This window comes from Streptomyces sp. NPDC047002, from assembly GCF_040704505.1.
Classification (GTDB): domain Bacteria; phylum Actinomycetota; class Actinomycetes; order Streptomycetales; family Streptomycetaceae; genus Streptomyces.
This window is the reverse complement of the sequence record NZ_JBEYWC010000025.1, coordinates 34,279-50,450: the sequence shown is the minus strand read 5'-3', so window position 1 is coordinate 50,450 and position 16,172 is coordinate 34,279. Positions and strand designations below refer to the sequence as shown.

Annotated in this window: 12 protein-coding genes; 5 read left to right on the top strand and 7 right to left on the bottom strand. The window is 74.4% G+C overall.

Features of this window, described 5'->3' with window-relative positions; genetic code table 11:
• Positions 1-265 precede the first annotated feature (265 nt).
• Positions 266-1,765, top strand: a complete 1,500-nt coding sequence (locus AB0910_RS22180) for an alkaline phosphatase family protein (RefSeq protein WP_366746340.1) — start codon at positions 266-268, stop codon at positions 1,763-1,765.
• 194 nt (positions 1,766-1,959) lie between these two features.
• On the opposite strand, the gene AB0910_RS22175 is transcribed toward AB0910_RS22180, so the two are convergent.
• The 3 genes from AB0910_RS22175 to AB0910_RS22165 form a co-directional block, all read right to left on the bottom strand.
• Positions 1,960-2,451 carry a potassium channel family protein gene (locus AB0910_RS22175; RefSeq protein WP_366746339.1) on the bottom strand — a complete coding sequence of 164 codons (492 nt, stop codon included), beginning with the start codon at positions 2,449-2,451 and terminating at the stop codon, positions 1,960-1,962.
• A 168-nt stretch (positions 2,452-2,619) separates the two neighbouring features.
• Entirely contained in the window at positions 2,620-5,982 is a 3,363-nt protein-coding gene (locus AB0910_RS22170; RefSeq protein ID WP_366746338.1) for a lectin, read from the bottom strand.
• A 325-nt stretch (positions 5,983-6,307) separates the two neighbouring features.
• Positions 6,308-6,487 carry a hypothetical protein gene (locus AB0910_RS22165; RefSeq protein WP_366746337.1) on the bottom strand — a complete coding sequence of 60 codons (180 nt, stop codon included), beginning with the start codon at positions 6,485-6,487 and terminating at the stop codon, positions 6,308-6,310.
• 553 nt (positions 6,488-7,040) lie between these two features.
• Here AB0910_RS22165 and AB0910_RS22160 point away from each other — a divergent pair.
• Positions 7,041-8,009, top strand: a complete 969-nt coding sequence (locus tag AB0910_RS22160; protein WP_366746336.1) for a GlxA family transcriptional regulator — start codon at positions 7,041-7,043, stop codon at positions 8,007-8,009.
• Between the two features lie 31 nt (positions 8,010-8,040).
• A complete protein-coding gene (locus AB0910_RS22155) occupies positions 8,041-8,712 on the top strand; it encodes a DJ-1/PfpI family protein (RefSeq protein ID WP_366746335.1) in 672 nt (223 codons plus the stop codon).
• A gap of 54 nt (positions 8,713-8,766) precedes the next feature.
• Here the strand turns inward: AB0910_RS22155 and AB0910_RS22150 are convergent, their stop codons facing one another.
• The 4 genes from AB0910_RS22150 to nirB form a co-directional block, all read right to left on the bottom strand.
• Positions 8,767-9,267 (bottom strand): universal stress protein, encoded by a 501-nt coding sequence (locus AB0910_RS22150; protein WP_366746385.1) that lies wholly within the window; start codon positions 9,265-9,267, stop codon positions 8,767-8,769.
• A 96-nt stretch (positions 9,268-9,363) separates the two neighbouring features.
• Positions 9,364-10,737, bottom strand: a complete 1,374-nt coding sequence (locus AB0910_RS22145; RefSeq protein ID WP_366746334.1) for an MFS transporter — start codon at positions 10,735-10,737, stop codon at positions 9,364-9,366.
• On the bottom strand, positions 10,734-11,249 hold the full coding sequence (gene nirD / locus AB0910_RS22140; RefSeq protein ID WP_366746333.1) for a nitrite reductase small subunit NirD: 516 nt from the start codon (positions 11,247-11,249) through the stop codon (positions 10,734-10,736). Before nirD ends, AB0910_RS22145 begins: the two co-directional genes overlap by 4 nt.
• On the bottom strand, positions 11,246-13,786 hold the full coding sequence (nirB, locus tag AB0910_RS22135) for a nitrite reductase large subunit NirB (RefSeq protein WP_366746384.1): 2,541 nt from the start codon (positions 13,784-13,786) through the stop codon (positions 11,246-11,248). Before nirB ends, nirD begins: the two co-directional genes overlap by 4 nt.
• 361 nt (positions 13,787-14,147) lie before the next feature.
• Here nirB and AB0910_RS22130 point away from each other — a divergent pair, with 361 nt between their 5' ends.
• Together AB0910_RS22130 and AB0910_RS22125 are read left to right on the top strand one after the other, a co-directional pair.
• A complete protein-coding gene (locus AB0910_RS22130) occupies positions 14,148-15,293 on the top strand; it encodes a uroporphyrinogen-III synthase (RefSeq protein WP_366746332.1) in 1,146 nt (381 codons plus the stop codon).
• The gene (locus tag AB0910_RS22125) at positions 15,290-16,060 is read left to right on the top strand and encodes a CbiX/SirB N-terminal domain-containing protein (RefSeq protein WP_366746331.1); all 771 of its coding nucleotides are present in this window, start codon (positions 15,290-15,292) and stop codon (positions 16,058-16,060) included. Before AB0910_RS22130 ends, AB0910_RS22125 begins: the two co-directional genes overlap by 4 nt.
• Positions 16,061-16,172: the final 112 nt, after the last annotated feature.

Below are 16,172 nucleotides of genomic sequence, written 5' to 3'. Positions count from 1 at the left end.
CCAGGGCGGGGCGCGTGCTGCGAGGCCGCGCCCCGGGGCGCGGCGTACGGCCCCGGCGGCTCCCGCCGGCGGCCCCGCGGGTGGCCAGGGGCCGCCTGCCGCCCCAACGGCGGGTGTCCTGGAGCGGGTTGTCGAACAGGTCACGGATCTCTTCCGCGGTTGTTCCCGTGCGCGCCATGTGGGCCGCCGCGGCCCTGTGCCGGGCGCGGCGATTCTTTGCGGGCCCCAGAAGTCGGCTCATCGCCGAGTGGAAAGGAACTCCGGAATGAACGACGACGCTGTGGAGAGTTCGTCCCCCCGCACCGGCCTGACCCGCCGCAGACTCCTCGGCTCCACCGCCACCGTCGGCGCCCTCGCGGCCGTCGACGCCGCGCTGCCCGGCAATGTGCGCAAGGCGGTGGCCGCCGGTGCCGCGCGGGGCGGGAAGCTCTCGGACATCCAGCACGTGGTGCTGCTGATGCAGGAGAACCGCTCCTTCGACCACTACTTCGGCACGCTGTCGGGCGTGCGCGGCTTCAGCGACAAGAAGGCCGTGCGGCTGCCGAACGGCGACCCGGTGTTCAAGCAGCCCGACCCCACAGGGGCGCAGGGCTACATGCTCCCCTTCCACCTCCGGACGAAGACCACGTCCGCGCAGGCCATCCCGTCGACGAGCCACGCGTGGGAGGTGCAGCACGCGGCCTGGAACGGCGGCAGGATGGACAACTGGCTGCCGGCGCACCGGGCCGCGGACGGCAACACCAACGGCCCCTACACGATGGGCTACTACACCCGCGAGGACATCCCCTTCCAGTTCGCCCTCGCGGAGAACTTCACGGTCCTCGACCACTACCACTGCTCGGTGATGGGCCCGACCCACCCGAACCGCTACATGTGGATGAGCGGCACCGTCGACCCGAACGGCGAGCACGGCGGTCCGGCCCTTGACAACGGCGCGGCGCCCGGCACGTACTCCTGGACGACCTACCCGGAGCGGCTGCTGAAGGCCGGGGTGAGCTTCAAGTTCTACCACTCGAACGCGGACGGCACGGGCACCGACCAGATCCACCACATGGCGCAGTACATGGCGCTCTCGCCCGACTCGCAGCTCTACCGGCAGACCGTGGCGACGTCGCCGCTCGGCCAGTTCCAGTACGACGCGATGAACGACAGGCTGCCCACCGTCAGCTGGATGTTCCCGCCCGGCGGCCTCGACGAGCACCCGGCCAACCTGCCCGCGGCGGGCGCCCAGTTCGTGGCGGGCATCGTCGACGCGATCGCGGCCAACCCCGACGTGTGGGCGAAGACCGTGTTCATCCTGTCGTACGACGAGAACGACGGCCTGTTCGACCACGTGGTGCCGCCGACCCCGCCGGCGGGCACGGCGGACGAGATCGTCACCAAGACCTCCCCGACCGGTGTGAAGGGCGCGGGCCTGCCCGTCGGCCTCGGCTTCCGGGTGCCCTGCATCATCGTCTCCCCGTGGACGGTGGGCGGCTGGGTCAGCTCGGAGCTGGCGGACCACACCTCCCAGCTGCGCTTCCTCGAGAAGATCACCGGTGTCAGGGAGCCCAACATCAGCTCCTGGCGGCGGCGCAAGGTCGGCGACCTGACGTCTGCCTTCCGCTTCGGCGACACCAGGAGGAAGTCCCCCGCGCTGCCCGACACGAGCGGCCAGTACAACCTGGCGCAGTACGAGGTCAGCCAGCTGCCGAAGCCCGCGACCCCGCCGGCGACGCAGAGCATGCCGCGCCAGGAGCCGGGCACGCGCCCGCACGTCTCCTGACCCCGCACGCACCCTGCCTGCGACCCCGCAGGAGAATCGGAGGGCCCCCGCGAGTCACGTCCTCGCGGGGGCCCTCCGCCCTTCGGCCCGCGCACGGCACCGAGAAGACGATCACGGGAAGGTGCGGCGAGCTCCCTCCACCTTATTGCACATCATGCGCAAGTGCATCCTTGCAGCATCAGATGTCCGCCGCCTCACGGACACGGGCCCCGGCCCTCCCGCACCAGCTCCTCCAGCCGGTCGAAGCGGCGGTGCAGCGCCGCCGCGTCGGCGGCGGCGTCCGCCCGGCCCCGGTGCCCCGCCTGCCGCAGCGCGGCGCCCGCCGCCCGCAGCTCCCGGGTCGCACCGGAGACGAACCAGGTGGCGAGCGCGGCCGTCAGGACGCCGAACAGCGAGATGCCGACGAACATCACCACGCAGGCGATGACCCGGCCCCAGAGCGTGACCGGGTAGAGGTCGCCGTAGCCGACCGTCGTGGCCGTCTCCAGCGCCCACCACAGGGCGCGGGGGTAGGAGGTGATGCTGGCGTTCGGCGCGCCGCGCTCCGCAGGGACGACGAGCCAGGACCCGACGAGCAGGACGACCAGGGTGGCCAGCGCCGCCCACAGGGAAGCGCGCACGTGCGTGCCGCGGCGGCGCACCCCCAAGAGCCGGCGGAGCAGGGTGGCGAAAAGCGACGGCTGCATGCGGCACCTCTCTGCGGCAGGCCGGACACGGCGACAGGCAGGACATGTCCGTCGAAACTACCCGCGAGAGGCCCCGGTGGCAGGAACGCGGGGCCGGTGCCCCGGGAGCCGGGGGCTCCCGGGGCACCGGCCCCGCGCAGGGCGGCCCGCCTCGGCGGGCCGCGGGTGTCACGTGCCGAAGCCGAAGGCGAAGACGTGCGCGCCCGAGTCCGGCAGGGTCACCGATGCCACCTCCTTCGAGGCGTCGAGCGGGACCGTGGTGGAGAAGACGTACGCCTTGACCGTGTCCTTGCCGCCGCTTCCGGTGTCGCGGTAGGCGGTCGTGACGGCCTCGGTGTCGCCGGGCACCGGCGTGGAGCCGCCGGCGCCGAGCGTCCAGTCGGAGAAGGTGACCGGCGCCTTCGCCGTGCTGCCGTCGGTGTAGGTGACGGTCAGGGTGCCGGTGACGCCGCTGCCGTCGGTCGGCGCGTTGGTCGCCGAGCCCAGCAGGCCGAGCGTGGCGCCGGTGGAGCCCGGGACCATCGGGACGGTCTGCCCCGCCATCTCGATGTTGTCGGGCTGTCCTGACTTCACGTCGGGGAAGGTGTAGTCGATCCCGTCGGCGCTGACCGTGGCACCGCTGGTGGCTCCCGCGGCCGCGAGGGCGTCCTGGGAGTATGCCCAGCCGCCGCCGTCGAAGCCCCCGTTGAAGCTCGCGCCGTCCGGGTAGATCCCCTCGTTCGTGGAGTAGGGCCACAGTTCGCCCGGCTTGGCGACGGCGACCCGCAGGGCCGCGGTGCCGCTACTCGCCCCGGTCGCGTGGTCGGTGAGCGCGAACGTGACGGAGTAGTCTCCCTCGGCCGCGGGCGCCGTGACCTTGAGGGCGGCCTTGGCGGTGCCCGACGCCGGCACGGTGAGCGAGCCGGAGTCCGCGGACAGCGCCACGCCCGAGGGCGCGGTGGCCTTCCAGTCGACGGTGGCGGCCTTGGAGCCGAGGTTGGTCAGGTCGAGCGTGCTGTCACCGGAGGCGCCGGGCGCCAGGATCAGCCCGTCGGCGGGGCCGGTCGCCGCGAGGACCTTGCCGCCGCCCGTGGTGTCGGACGGGGGCACGGAACCGGCCGAGGACGCCCAGGACTTGTCGGGCGTGGTGCCGAGCGCCCAGTCCATCGTGCCGGCCTTCTTCAGCTGCCCGAAGGTCAGCCAGGACTGCTTCCACTCCTTGCCCTTGACGGCGAGCGCCTGCACGTACGGCGCCTTGGGCGCGGCCTTCGGCGCGTTGATCGCGAGCTTCTTGCCGTTCCCGAAGGTGATCTGCGCGACCGGGAAGGCGGGGCTGCCGAGGGCCAGCGTGTCGGTGCCCGGGGTCTCCGGGTACATGCCGAGCTCGGACCAGACGTACCAGGAGCTCATCGCGCCGAGGTCGTCATTGCCGAAGGAGCCGACCGGGGCGTTGAAGTACAGCTTCTGCTGCGCCTCGCGGACCGCGGCCTGCGTCTTCCAGGGCCGGCCCAGGTAGTCGTACTCCCAGGGGATCTCGACGCTCGGCTCGTTGCTGAGGTTGGCGTCGGTACTGCCCGGGTCGGTGATGTCGTCGAGCAGGCTGTCGAGGTACGAGGAGTACGCCTGCTTGCCGCCGCGCGCCTGGATCAGCTGCTTGAGGTTGAACGGGACCATCGGCGTGTACTGCGCCGAGGTGCCCTCCACGAAGCCGTTGGAGGTGCCGGGGGTGAAGCCGCTCGCGAACCGGCCGTCCTTGTCGCGGCCCTGGATGTAGCCCGTCTGCGGGTTGAAGACGTTCATCCAGTCCTGGGCGCGGGTGGCGAACTTCTTGTAGACGGCCGTCTTGCCCAGCGACTTGGCGTAGGACGCGAGCGCGTAGTCGGCGCTGTCGTACTCGAGCTGCGTGGAGACCGGGCCGTAGAAGTTGCAGCAGCCGTAGTCGTCCTCGTCGAGCGGCAGATAGCCCTTGGCGTCCCGCACGGACTCGCCGGGGCGGTCGTTGTTGGGGACGGTCGCCTCGTGCTCCATCGCGGAGAGCGCGTGCGCGGTGTCGAAGCCGCGGGCCCCGAAGGCGTAGGCGTCGGCGATGATCGCCGCGGCTGGATCACCGACCATGACGTAGCTCTCGGCGTTGTTCGACGCCCACTTGGGCAGCAGGCCCGTCTGGTCGTAGCCGTTGAGCATCGAGGTGACGATGTCGCTGGTGACCTTGGGCTCGATGGTCGCCATCAGCTGGGTCTGGGAGCGGTAGGTGTCCCAGGCCGAGTAGTTGGCGTACTGGGCCTTCTGGCCCTTGGCCAGCTTGTGGACCTGGTTGTCCATGCCCATGTACTGGCCGTTGTCGTCGGAGAAGACGTTCGGGTGCAGCAGGGAGTGGTAGAGCGCGGTGTAGAACTGCGTCTGCTGGTCCGTGCTGCCGCCGCCGACCGCGATCCTGCCGAGGACGTCGTTCCACGCGTCGTGGTTGGCCCGGCGCATGCCGTCGAAGTCCCAGCCCTTGACCTCGGCCTTGAGGTTGGCGGCCGCGTTGGCGTCACTGGTGTACGAGATGCCGACCGCGGCGGTGACCGACGGGTCCTTGCTCGTGTCGAACGTCAGGTACATCCCGCCTGCGCCCGTGGTCGGCGGCTGGGCGGCCTTGGCGTCCCGGGTGGCGGCGGAGGAGCCGCCGGCCTTCGCGCCCTGCGCGGTGTGCACGCTCGGGGAGGGCGCGGCGGGCACGGTGAAGTGCCGCTCGCGCTGCGCGGCCTCGGGGTGCTGCTGGAGGCTCTGCTTCGCCCTGCCCTGTGTGAGGGAGGTGGCGTTCTTGTTGATCGTGGAGCCGACCCAGGTGCCGCTGCCGGCGAAGGGGTGGTCGAACTTGATGTCGAAGTGCAGCGTGTACTTGTTGCTCGCGCCGCAGAAGTGGCCGCTGTCGACCGACCCGCTGATCTCCTTCTTGTTCACCACCTGCACGCGGGTGCCGTCGACCTGGGTGGCGCCGCCGTTCAGCTTGAGCAGCAGGTTCGACTGCTGCCCCGCGGGGAAGGTGAACCGCCCGAGGCCGGCCCGCGTGGTGTCGGTCAGCTCGGTCTTGACGCCGTTCGCGTCGGTGACGCCGTAGTAGCCGGCCGACGCCTGCTCGTCGTCGTGGCTGAAGCCGACCGACGTGCTGCCGAGGCTGCCGGAGAGCGCGCCCGTGGTGGGCAGGAACGGCAGGTCGCCCGCGACGCCGCAGCCGGGGCCCGAGACATGGGTCAGGCTGAAGCCGGAGAGCTTCTTGTCGTCGTACTCGTAGCCGCCGCCCGACGGCCGGTCGGGGGTGGTGTCGGGGCCCCACTGCATCATGCCGAACGGCATGTCGGGGCCGGGGAAGTCGTCCACGGCGCCCGAGGTGCCGACGATCGGGTTGACCAGCGACGCGGGGTCCTTGACCAGCGTGGGCGTGGCGGCCGAGGCGCTGGACGTCAGGGCCTGGAGCGGCAGGACGGCGAGGCCGAGGACGGACACCAGGGCCAGGCGTCTGCGATATCTGCGGTCGGGGGTGGGCGATGAGGGGCTGCTGTTGACCATTCGATTGCCTCCGCAGCGGTCGTGCTACGCACAGGACGTGCCGGTGGACCGGGGCGGCGCGGGGGCGCCACCGGGGTCCTGGAAGAGGGCGGCGCGGTCGCGGACCGATAGTCTGACAACGTTGCCACTCTGCACGAGTGACGAGTGAAACGTGGATGGTGATTGCGTGTCAACGCCATCAACACGACTTTCTGCGCGCCTCCTTCGCCGCCGCAGGGCGCGGCAGAACGGCGTGCCGTACGGCGTGTCGCGGGGCCCGGCGCACCGCGACACGCGGGTCCGACCAGCACCGGCGCCCCTCGCGCGGGGCCCGGCGGGCCGGCCGTCAGCGCATCCCGTCCCCGGCGTGCGCCGCGTGCGCGAGCAGGTCGGCGATCTCGTCGAGCGCCGCCGGGTCCTCCGTCAGCCGGCTGACCGCGACCCGGACATGGGCGGGTGGGCACGCCGCGCTCGGCGAGCCGCCGGGCCATCGCCGCCCTGCGGTGGGCGTACCGGGCCGCCGCACCCTCGACGAGCTCGGCGGCGGCCGGGTCGGTCAGCAGGTGGGCGAGCACGTTCTGGAGGATGCGGCTGGTCCAGCCGGTGCCGTAGGTGCGCAGGACGCGCACCTTGTCGACCACGTCGCGCCGCCCGCCGAGCACGGCGACCCGCAGGTCGGGGCCGTGCGGCTTGGAGTACGAGCGGACGAGCACCGAGCGCTCGGGCAACCGCGCGGCGAGGCTCGCCGCCGGGCGCGCCGTGAACGGTCCCGCGCCGTCGTCCTCCACGAGCACCACGGCGGGCACCGCGGCGAGGACGCCGGCCAGCAGGTCGGCGCGCTCCTCGGTGACGCTCCAGCCGCAGGGCGACTTGGCCTTCGGCTGGTACAGGAAGAGGGTCGGTGAGGCGGCGGCCCCGGGCGCGTACGGCACCGGTCTGTACGCGCGCGGGCCGCGCGGCTCACCGCCGGTGCGGCGGCCCCGGCGGTTGTGGGGACTCCGGCGGCTCCGGCGGGCGGTGGCGGAAATCGTCATATCCGTGTCCTTGCCGCCATCGGGGGATCTGATCACGATGGACGGGTGAGCAACCGACGCATCGTCTTCGCCGTCTTTCCCGGTTTCCAGATCCTCGACCTGACCGGACCTCACGAGGTGTTCACCCAAGCGGGGCGTCTCACCGGGGGCGTCGTCCTCGAAACGGTGGCCGCCGCGCCAGGTCCTGTCGTCTCCAGCGGCGGCCTCGCGGTCTCCCCGACCCTGACCACAGGGGAGGACACGGGCCCGGTGGACACCCTGATCGCCGTGGGCGGCCGGGGCATCGACCGGGCCTGCGAAGACAGGGCCTTCGTCGACTGGTTCGCCCGGAGTGCCCGGCACGCCCGCCGTACGGCGTCGGTGTGCAGCGGCGCCTTCCTGCTGGGTGCCGCCGGACTCCTGGACGGGCGGCGGGCGGCCACCCACTGGGACCACTGCGCCCGGCTGGCCGAGCGGTATCCGCGGGTCACCGTCGATCCCGACTCGATCTTCGTCCGTGACGGCGACGTGTGGACCTCGGCCGGTGTCACCGCGGGCATGGACCTCGCGCTCGCCATGACCGAAGACGATCACGGGCCCGAAGTCTCCCGCGCCATTGCCCGCCGGCTGGTGATGTTCGTCCAACGCCCCGGAGGCCAGGCGCAGTTCAGTGCGCAGCTCGCCGCCCAGCGTCCGGAGCGTGCGCCCTTGCGGGATGTCCTCGCCGAGATCGCCGACCACCCGGAACACGACCTCGGCGTGCCCGCCCTCGCGGCCCGGGCCGCGATGAGCGAACGGAACTTCACCCGCGTCTTCCGCGCGGAGACCGGCAGGACTCCCGCCGCGTACGTCGAGATCGCCCGCATCGAGGCCGCAAGGCGGCTCCTGGAGACCACCACCGCCACCTTGGAATCGGTGGCACGCGCCTGCGGCTTCGGAACCGTCGAGACCCTGCACCGCAGTTTCAAGCGAACGCTCCTGGTGACCCCCGGCGAGTACCGCAAGCGCTTCTCCGCCCGCGTCCCCGCTGTCTGATCAACGCCAGCCACCTCAGAAAGGCTCGCTCATGCGTATCGTCATCCCGATCTTCGACGGATTCACCGCACTGGACGCCGTCGGCCCGTACGAGGTCCTTCGCATGCTGCCGGAATCCGACGTCGTCTTCGCCGCCGGCGCCCCGGGCCCCTGCACGGACAGCCAGGGCCGTCTCGGGCTCCTTGCCACGCACTCCTTCGAGGACGTCGCCGAGGCGGATGTCCTGGTGGTGCCGGGCGGCCCGGGTGTGGACGCCCACACCGCCGACGAACGGCTGCTCGACTGGATCCGCCGCATCCACGCCACGACCACATGGACGACCTCGGTGTGCACCGGCTCTCTCCTGCTCGGTGCGGCAGGCCTGCTCGACGGGCTTGAGGCCACCACCCACTGGAGGGCCGTCGACGCCCTGGAGTCGTACGGCGCCGTCTACACGGCGCGGCGCGTCGTGGAGCAGCCCGGCGGCATCGTCACCGCAGCCGGGGTCTCCTCGGGCATCGACATGGCGCTGCGGCTCGCCGAACTCATCGCGGGGCGAGTGGCCGCCGAGGCGTTCCAGCTCCTCATCGAGTACGACCCCCAGCCGCCCTTCGACTCCGGCTCCTACGCCAAGGCGTCCCAGGAGGCCAAGGACTACCTGGCGGCGCGCCCGCGGCGCACAGCCCACGGTGCACCGCCGGCGAGCGCGCGATCCGTGAAGTGAGGGCGGTGCCGCGGGCCGGGTCCTGGGGAGCGGCACGCCCCCGGGCCCCGCGGCTCACCGCCGCTGCGGCGGCTCGGGCGGCTCCGGCGGGAGGGTCGTGACGTCAGGGGCGCGCTCCGGCCAGACAAGCAGCACCTGGCAGGGCGCGTGGTCGACGACGAAGCGGCTCGCCGGGCCGAGGCTGCGCGGGCCGAGCCGGTCGCGCTCCCCGTCGCGGGCGAGCACCAGCAGGTCAGCGTCGCGGCAGGCGGCGACCACCGCGCGCTCCGCACGGCCCGTGACGGCCCGCCGCTCGCACGGCAGGCCCAGGCGCTCCGCCGCCTCGGCGAGCAGCCCCGCGGCGGACTCGGCCTCCATGCCCTCGACCGCGCTGCCGGGGTCGTGGCCCGCCCTGGCCCTGCCGAGCAGCCCGGCGAACGCGCCGTGCGCGACGCCCGGCACGTCAGGATCGCTGACGTGCAGCAGGGTCAGGGCCGCCCCGTCGGGCGCGTGGGCCCGCAGGGCGTCCACACAGGCGGGCCAGGTCCCCTCGACCAGCCAGGCGGTCACGTTCACATGCGCTCTCACACCGCCCAACCTGCCACACCGCGGACCGCTCCACGGCGTACCCGGCCGCCGCGCGGCCGTACGGCGGGTCCGCCCGGGGCGGGGTCAGCGGCGGCGTACGTAGAGCGCCCAGGTCAGGGCCGCGCAGACGGCGTACGCGGCGAGGAAGGCGGCGTACGCGAGGTCGCCGGTGCCCGCGGTGAGGAACGACTGACGGAAGGCGGCGTTGACGAGGACGCCGCCGAACGCCCCGATCGCACCGGCGAGTCCGATGAGCGCGGTGGTCCTGCGCCGCGCCGTCTCCTCCGCGGCGCCGGGCGCGAGGGCGCCGGCGGCGACGGCGGCGCGGGCCGCGGCCTGCTGCACGGCGGGGATCATCTTGTACGTGGAGCCGTTGCCGACCCCGCTGAACAGGAACAGCGCGACGAAGCCCACCATGAACAGGGGCAGCGACCCGCTCCTCGACGCCGTCAGCACGAGGGCCGCGCCCGCGGCCATCGCGAGGAACGTCCCGAGGGTCACCCGCGCCCCGCCCCACCGGTCGGCGAGCCGGCCGCCCACGGGCCGGGTGAGCGAGCCGAGCAGCGGCCCGAGGAAGGTCAGGTACGCGGCCCTGACCGGGGTGTCGAAGCGGTCGGCGAACTGCACCTGGAGCACCTGCCCGAAGGCGAACCCGAAGCCGATGAACGAGCCGAACGTGCCGGTGTAGAGCGCGGAGAGCGCCCAGCTGTGCCCGTGGCGCGCCACCTCGCCGAGGTCGCGCCACCCGTCGCCCGCGGTGGCGGCCCCGCCGACGCGCAGGTTGTCCATGCGCAGCCACGCGGCGAGCGCCGAGGCGACGATCAGCGGCAGGTAGACGAGGAGCAGCACCCGGGGGTGCGCCGCGCCCGCCGTCGCGAGCACCAGCAGCCCGACGAGCTGCACGACGGGCACGCCCAGGTTGCCGCCGCCCGCGTTGACGCCGAGCGCCCAGCCCTTGAGGCGCTGCGGGTAGAAGGCGTTGATGTTGGCCATGGACGAGGCGAAGTTGCCGCCGCCGACGCCGGAGACGCAGGCGAGGACGAGCAGGGTCCCGTAGGAGGCGCCGGGGTGGAGCAGCACCCCTGCGAGGCCGGTGGGCAGGAGCAGCAGCAGGGCGCTGAAGACGGTCCAGTTGCGGCCGCCGAAGCGGGCCACGGCGAAGGTGTAGGGCAGCCGCAGCACGGCGCCGAGCGCGGTCGGCAGCGCGGTGAGGGTGAACTTGCGCGCCGGGTCGAGCCCGTACTCGGGTCCGAGGAAGAGGACGAGCACGGACCACAGGCTCCACACGGAGAAGCCGATGTGCTCGGTGAGCACCGAGTGCACGAGGTTGCGCGCGGCGGTGCGCGCGCCGGTCGCGGCCCAGAACTCCGGGTCCTCGGGCCGCCATTCGGTGAGCGTGTGCGAGCGGCGGCCCGGCCGGGCGGCGGCCGGGTCGCGGCGGTCCGTGAGCGTGGTCATGGTGTTCCCCCTGCGGTGGCGGGCGTGCCGGACGGATGGCGTGGCGGTACGAGGGGACGCGCCTCGGGCGCCCCGGCCGGGAGCGCGGCGCCCGGCCGCGGCGCCGCGCACGGCCCCGGGGGCGCGGCGTGCGCGCGGCCGTCGGCGGCCGGGTCCGCGCCCGTGCGGCGGATCGGCCAGACGCGCAGCGCGGCCGGTGTGCCGTCGGGGGCCGTGTCCTCGTCGAGGCAGCGGCCGTCGCGCAGGTCCCAGGCCTGCTTGTACATGGGCGAGATGACGGTCGGGACGCCGCCGCGGCTGCCGAGCAGGCCCCGGGCGATCACCGTGGCGCCGCTGAACGGGTCGCGGTTCGCCACCGCCCACAGGGCGCCGGAGCGGTCGCGGAACACGGCGATCTGCTCGGTGCCGAGCAGGACGGCCGCGCCCCTGCCGGGCGTCAGGTCGCGCTCGGCGCAGACGGCCCGCCACCGCTCGCCGTCGTGGATCTCGATCCGGACGACTCCCCCGCTCACGCGCCCCTCACCTCGAGGCGCGGGCCGCCGATCACGACGGGCGACGGCAGCGGCTCTCCACGCTCGCCCGGCCTCGCCGGCCTGATCTGGCCGCGCTCGGGGACGAAGGTGACGGCCGGGTCCGGCGTGCCGGGCGCGTTGACGAACGACGCGAAGCGGCGCAGCCGCTCCGGGTCGGCGAGGGTGGCGGCCCACTCGTCCTCGTAGGCCGCCACATGGCGCGCCATCAGCCGCTCCAGTTCCGCGCAGAGCCCCAGGGAGTCGGCGACCACCACGTCGCGCACGTGGTCGAGGCCGCCGTCGATGCGCTCCAGCCACGCCGAAGTGCGTTCGAGGCGGTCGGCGGTGCGGATGTAGAACATCAGGAAGCGGTCGACCACCTTGATCAGGGTGTCCCGGTCCAGGTCCTTGGCGAGCAGGTCGGCGTGGCGCGGGGTCATGCCGCCGTTGCCGCCGACGTAGAGGTTCCAGCCGGCGGCGGTGGCGATGACGCCGAAGTCCTTGCCGCGTGCCTCGGCGCACTCCCTGGCGCAGCCGGAGACCGCGGACTTGAGCTTGTGCGGGGAGCGAAGGCCCCGGTAGCGCAGTTCGAGTTCGATGGCGAGGGCGACCGAGTCCTGCACGCCGTAGCGGCACCAGGTCTGCCCGACGCAGGACTTCACGGTGCGCAGCGCCTTGCCGTACGCGTGTCCCGACTCGAAGCCCGCGTCGACGAGTCGGCCCCAGATGGCGGGCAGCTGGTCGACGCGCGCGCCGAACAGGTCGATGCGCTGGGCTCCGGTGATCTTCGTGTAGAGGCCGTGGTCGCGGGCGATCTCGCCGATGGTGACGAGCCCTTCCGGGGTGATCTCGCCGCCCGGTACGCGCGGCACGACCGAATAGGAGCCGTTGCGCTGGAGGTTGGCGAGGAAGTGGTCGTTGGTGTCCTGGAGCGCGGCCTGTTCGCCGTCGAGGATGTGGCCGCCGCCGAGGGAGGCGAGGATGGAGGCGACGGTGGGTTTGCAGATGTCGCAGCCCTCGCCGGTGCCGTGCTCGGCGAGCAGCGCGGAGAACGTGGTGAGGCCCCTGACCCGGACGATCTCGTAGAGCTCGGCGCGGGTGTGGGCGAAGTGCTCGCACAGGCCGGTGGCGACGGCGACGCCGCTCGCGGCGAGTTCGCCCGCGACGAGGGTGCCCAGCAGTTTCGCGCAGGAGCCGCAGCCGGTGCCCGCCCTGGTGCACGTGCCGACCTCGGCGGCGCTGCCGCAGCCCTGCTCGGTGACGGCGGCCCTGACGGCGGCCTTGGTGACGTTGTGGCAGGAGCAGACGACAGCCTCGTCCGGCAGTTCCGCCTGCCCGCCGCCCGCCGCCGCGAGTCCGGCAGGCAGGACGAGCTGCTCCGGCGGGGTGGTCAGCGGGGTGCCGGCCGCCGCGAGCGGCCGCAGCACCCCGTACGCCTCGGTGTCGCCGACGAGGACGCCGCCGCGCAGCGCCCCGTCGGGCCCGATGACGAGCTTCCGGTAGATCCCGGCCCTGCCGTCGCTGTAGAGGACGTCAAGGGCGCCGTCCGACGCGCCGTGCGCGTCGCCGAAGCTGGCGACGTCCACGCCGAGCAGTTTGAGCTTGGTCGAGGTGTCGGCGCCGGTGAAGGGGGCGGGCGCGGCGCCCGCGACGGCGCGGGCCGCGGCCTCGGCCATCGCGTAGCCGGGTGCGACGAGCCCGTGGACCCGGCCGTCGGCGGCGCGCGCACACTCGCCGATCGCGTAGACACGCGGGTCGGGGGTGCGGCAGCTGCCGTCCACGGCGACGCCGCCGCGCTCGCCCACGGGCAGGCCCGCGGCGCGCGCGAGGGAGTCGCGCGGGCGGACACCCGCGGAGAACACCACGAGGTCGACGGCGAGTTCGCTGCCGTCGGAGAGTTCCATCGCGCGGACCCGCCCGTCGGGTCCTGTCAGCACGGCCTGGGTGCCTGCCCCGGTGTGCACCCGCACCCCGAGGTCCTCGACCTTGCGGCGCAGCAGCGCGCCGCCGCCCTCGTCGACCTGGAGCGCCATCAGGCGGGGCGCGAACTCCACGACGTGCGTGGGCAGTCCGAGCGCGGTGAGCGCGCCGGCAGCTTCGAGCCCGAGCAGCCCGCCGCCGACGACCGCGCCCGCCGCCGCCCTGCCCGCGTCGGCGCTGATCGCCTCCAGGTCCTCGACGGTCCGGTACACGTGGCAGCCTGCGGCGTCGCGGCCCGGCACGGGCGGCACGAACGGCGCCGAGCCGGTGGCGAGCACCAGCGTGTCGTAGCGGACGCGCGCGCCGCTCGCCGTGGTGACCGTGCGGGCGCCGCGGTCGAGGGCGACGGCCGGGTCGCCGAGCCTGAGGTCGATGCCGTGCCCGGCGAGGAACCCCGGCGGGCACAGGGAGAGTTCCTCGGCGCTCGTGCCGGAGAACCAGGACGTCAGGTGGACCCGGTCGTAGGCGGGCCTGGTCTCCTCGGCGAGGACCGTGATGCGCGTCCCCGCCGCCTCGGGCAGCGCCACCAGGGCTTCGAGGAAGCGCTGGCCGACCATGCCGTGGCCGACGAGGACCACATGGCCGGGGCGGGTCCCGGCCGCGGGGTCCTGCGGTGGCGCCTCGGGCGCCGGGGGTGTCGTCATCGGGTGCTCCTTGGCTGGGGGCGTGGGCGCCTGCGGCCGCTTCCTCGGGGCTCCGCGCTCTCGTGAGGGCTTCGTGCCCCGGGGCTCCGAGCGTGGTCGGCGGCCGTTTCGCGGCCGGGTCGGCCGTGTTGCCCGCGCGGTACGCCTCCCTCACGGGCGTACGGGACCGGGGTGGGGAGGACGTCATCCGCCGTAACGCCCCCGGCTGTTTCGCTTACTTGGGCGAGACCGCGGGGCAATGCGCAGGAAACCGGGGCCGCTCAGCCTCGGGATCATGAAAACCGCCGCAGCCACCGCCCCCGGTGGGCCATTCGCCGAAGGTCCCCTCGCGGGATTCACCGTGGGGGTGACCGCCGCGCGCCGGCGCGCCGAGCTGGTCGCGCTGCTGACGCGCAGCGGCGCGCAGGTCGTGGAGGCGCCCGCCCTGCGCATCCTGCCGCTCGACGACGACGCGGCGCTGCGCGAGGCGACCCGGCGGTGCCTCGCCGCACCGCTCGACTACGTGGTCGCCACCACGGGCGTCGGCTGGCGCGGCTGGATGAGCGCCGCGGACGGCTGGGGGCTCGGCGCCGCGCTCGCGGACGCCTGCAGGGGCGCGGTGGTGCTGACCCGCGGCCCGAAGGCGACGGGCGCGGTGCGGGCGAGCGGCCTCGGCGAGGGCTGGTCACCGGCGTCCGAGGCCACCGGCGAGCTGCTGACCTGGCTGCTTGCGAGGCCGCTCGCCGGGCGGCGGATCGCGGTGCAGGAACACGGTGTGCCGCTCGACGGGTTCGCCGCCGCGCTGCGCGAGCGGGGCGCGGAGGTGGTGACCGTCCCGGTGTACCGGTGGGCGCCGCCGGAGGATCCCGCGCCGCTGCGCCGCCTGGTGGAGCAGACGGCCAGGCGCGAGGTGCACGCCGTGACGTTCACCAGCGCCCCCGCCATCACGGCGTTCCTGACGACGGCGGAGGCGGACGGACTGCGGGACGCCGTGCGGGCGGCGCTGCGGGAGGACGTGCTGCCGGTCGCCGTGGGCCCGGTGTGCGGGCGGCCGCTGCTCGACCTGGGCCTTCCCGTGGTGTGGCCGGGGCGCGGCAGGCTCGGCGCGCTGGTGCGCACGGTCACCCAGGTGCTGCCGGAACGGGCCCGCAGGACCGTGGAGTCGGCGGACGGGCCGCTGGTGCTCCAGGGCAACGCGGTGCTGGTGGGCGGCGAGAGCCTGCGGGTGTCCCCGAAGTCGGCCGCGCTGCTGCGGGCGCTCGCGGTGCGTCCTGGCTGGGTGGTGAGCAGGGCGGAGCTGCTGCGGCGGGTGTGGCAGGACTCGTCGGCCGACGAGCACGCGGTGGAGGCCGCCGTCGCCCGGCTGCGGGCGTCGCTCGGCGCCCACGGCGGCCTGGTGCGCACGGTGCCCAAGCGCGGCTACCGGCTGGCCGCGGGATGAGGGCGCCGACGCTGGTGGCCGCCGCCCACGGCACCAGGGACCCGGCGGGCTGCGCGGTGACCGAGGCGCTGCTCGACCGGGTGCGCGCGCTGCGCCCCGGCCTGCGGGTCGTCGCCTGCTATCTCGATCTGGCGGCGCCCGCCCTGCCCGAGGTGCTCGCTGGGCTGCGGGGCGACGCCGTGCTGGTGCCGCTGCTGCTCGGCACGGGTTACCACGTACGGGTCGACCTGCCGCGCGCGCTGGCCGGCGCGCCGCACCTGAGGGCCCGCGTGGCGGCGCCCCTCGGCCCCCACCCGCTGCTCGCGGAGGCGCTCGCCCGCCGGCTCGCCCGCTGCGGCCGCGAGGGCGGGCCCGTGGTGCTCGCGGCCGCGGGTTCCGGTGATCCCGCGGCGGGCGACGGCACGCGCGCCATGGCCGCGCTGCTGGCCGAGCGGCTGCGGGCGCCGGTGGTCGCCGCGTACCTGAGCGCGGCGGAGCCGACGCCCGCGCAGGCCGTCGACCGGCTGCGCGCGGCGGGCCACCGTGAGGTCACCGTCGCCCCCTACCTGCTGGGGCCCGGGTTCTTCGCCCGCGCGGCAGCGCGCACGGCGGCGACCCGTACGGCGGAGCCGCTTGCCGCGCACGAGGCAGTGGCGCGCCTGGTCCTGCTGCGCCACGCCGAGGCGTGCGCGGCACCGTGGCCTTCGCTGCCGCGCGGCGGCGGGTACGGGCCTGGCCGCGCGGCGCCGGACACGGCAGCGGTGGCGAGCGGCGCAGGGCCCGCGTAGCCGGACGGTCCCGCTCCCCCGGCCGGGCGCGGTGCGCGCCGGGCGCCAGGGCCCGGCGCGGCGGGGCCTCAAGCCGCGGGGCCGACCGGGGCCCTGGACCGGACCGGGGCCT

What these genes read in the sequence shown, in the direction of transcription:
- AB0910_RS22155 (WP_366746335.1), top strand. Translation starts at nt 8,041, where the DNA reads ATGCGTATCGTCATCCCGATCTTCGACGGATTCACCGCACTGGACGCC.
- AB0910_RS22125 (WP_366746331.1), top strand. Translation starts at nt 15,290, where the DNA reads ATGAGGGCGCCGACGCTGGTGGCCGCCGCCCACGGCACCAGGGACCCG.
- AB0910_RS22175 (WP_366746339.1), bottom strand. Translation starts at nt 2,451, where the DNA reads ATGCAGCCGTCGCTTTTCGCCACCCTGCTCCGCCGGCTCTTGGGGGTG.
- AB0910_RS22180 (WP_366746340.1), top strand. Translation starts at nt 266, where the DNA reads ATGAACGACGACGCTGTGGAGAGTTCGTCCCCCCGCACCGGCCTGACC.
- nirB (WP_366746384.1), bottom strand. Translation starts at nt 13,786, where the DNA reads ATGGTCGGCCAGCGCTTCCTCGAAGCCCTGGTGGCGCTGCCCGAGGCG.
- AB0910_RS22170 (WP_366746338.1), bottom strand. Translation starts at nt 5,982, where the DNA reads ATGGTCAACAGCAGCCCCTCATCGCCCACCCCCGACCGCAGATATCGC.
- AB0910_RS22145 (WP_366746334.1), bottom strand. Translation starts at nt 10,737, where the DNA reads ATGACCACGCTCACGGACCGCCGCGACCCGGCCGCCGCCCGGCCGGGC.
- AB0910_RS22130 (WP_366746332.1), top strand. Translation starts at nt 14,148, where the DNA reads ATGAAAACCGCCGCAGCCACCGCCCCCGGTGGGCCATTCGCCGAAGGT.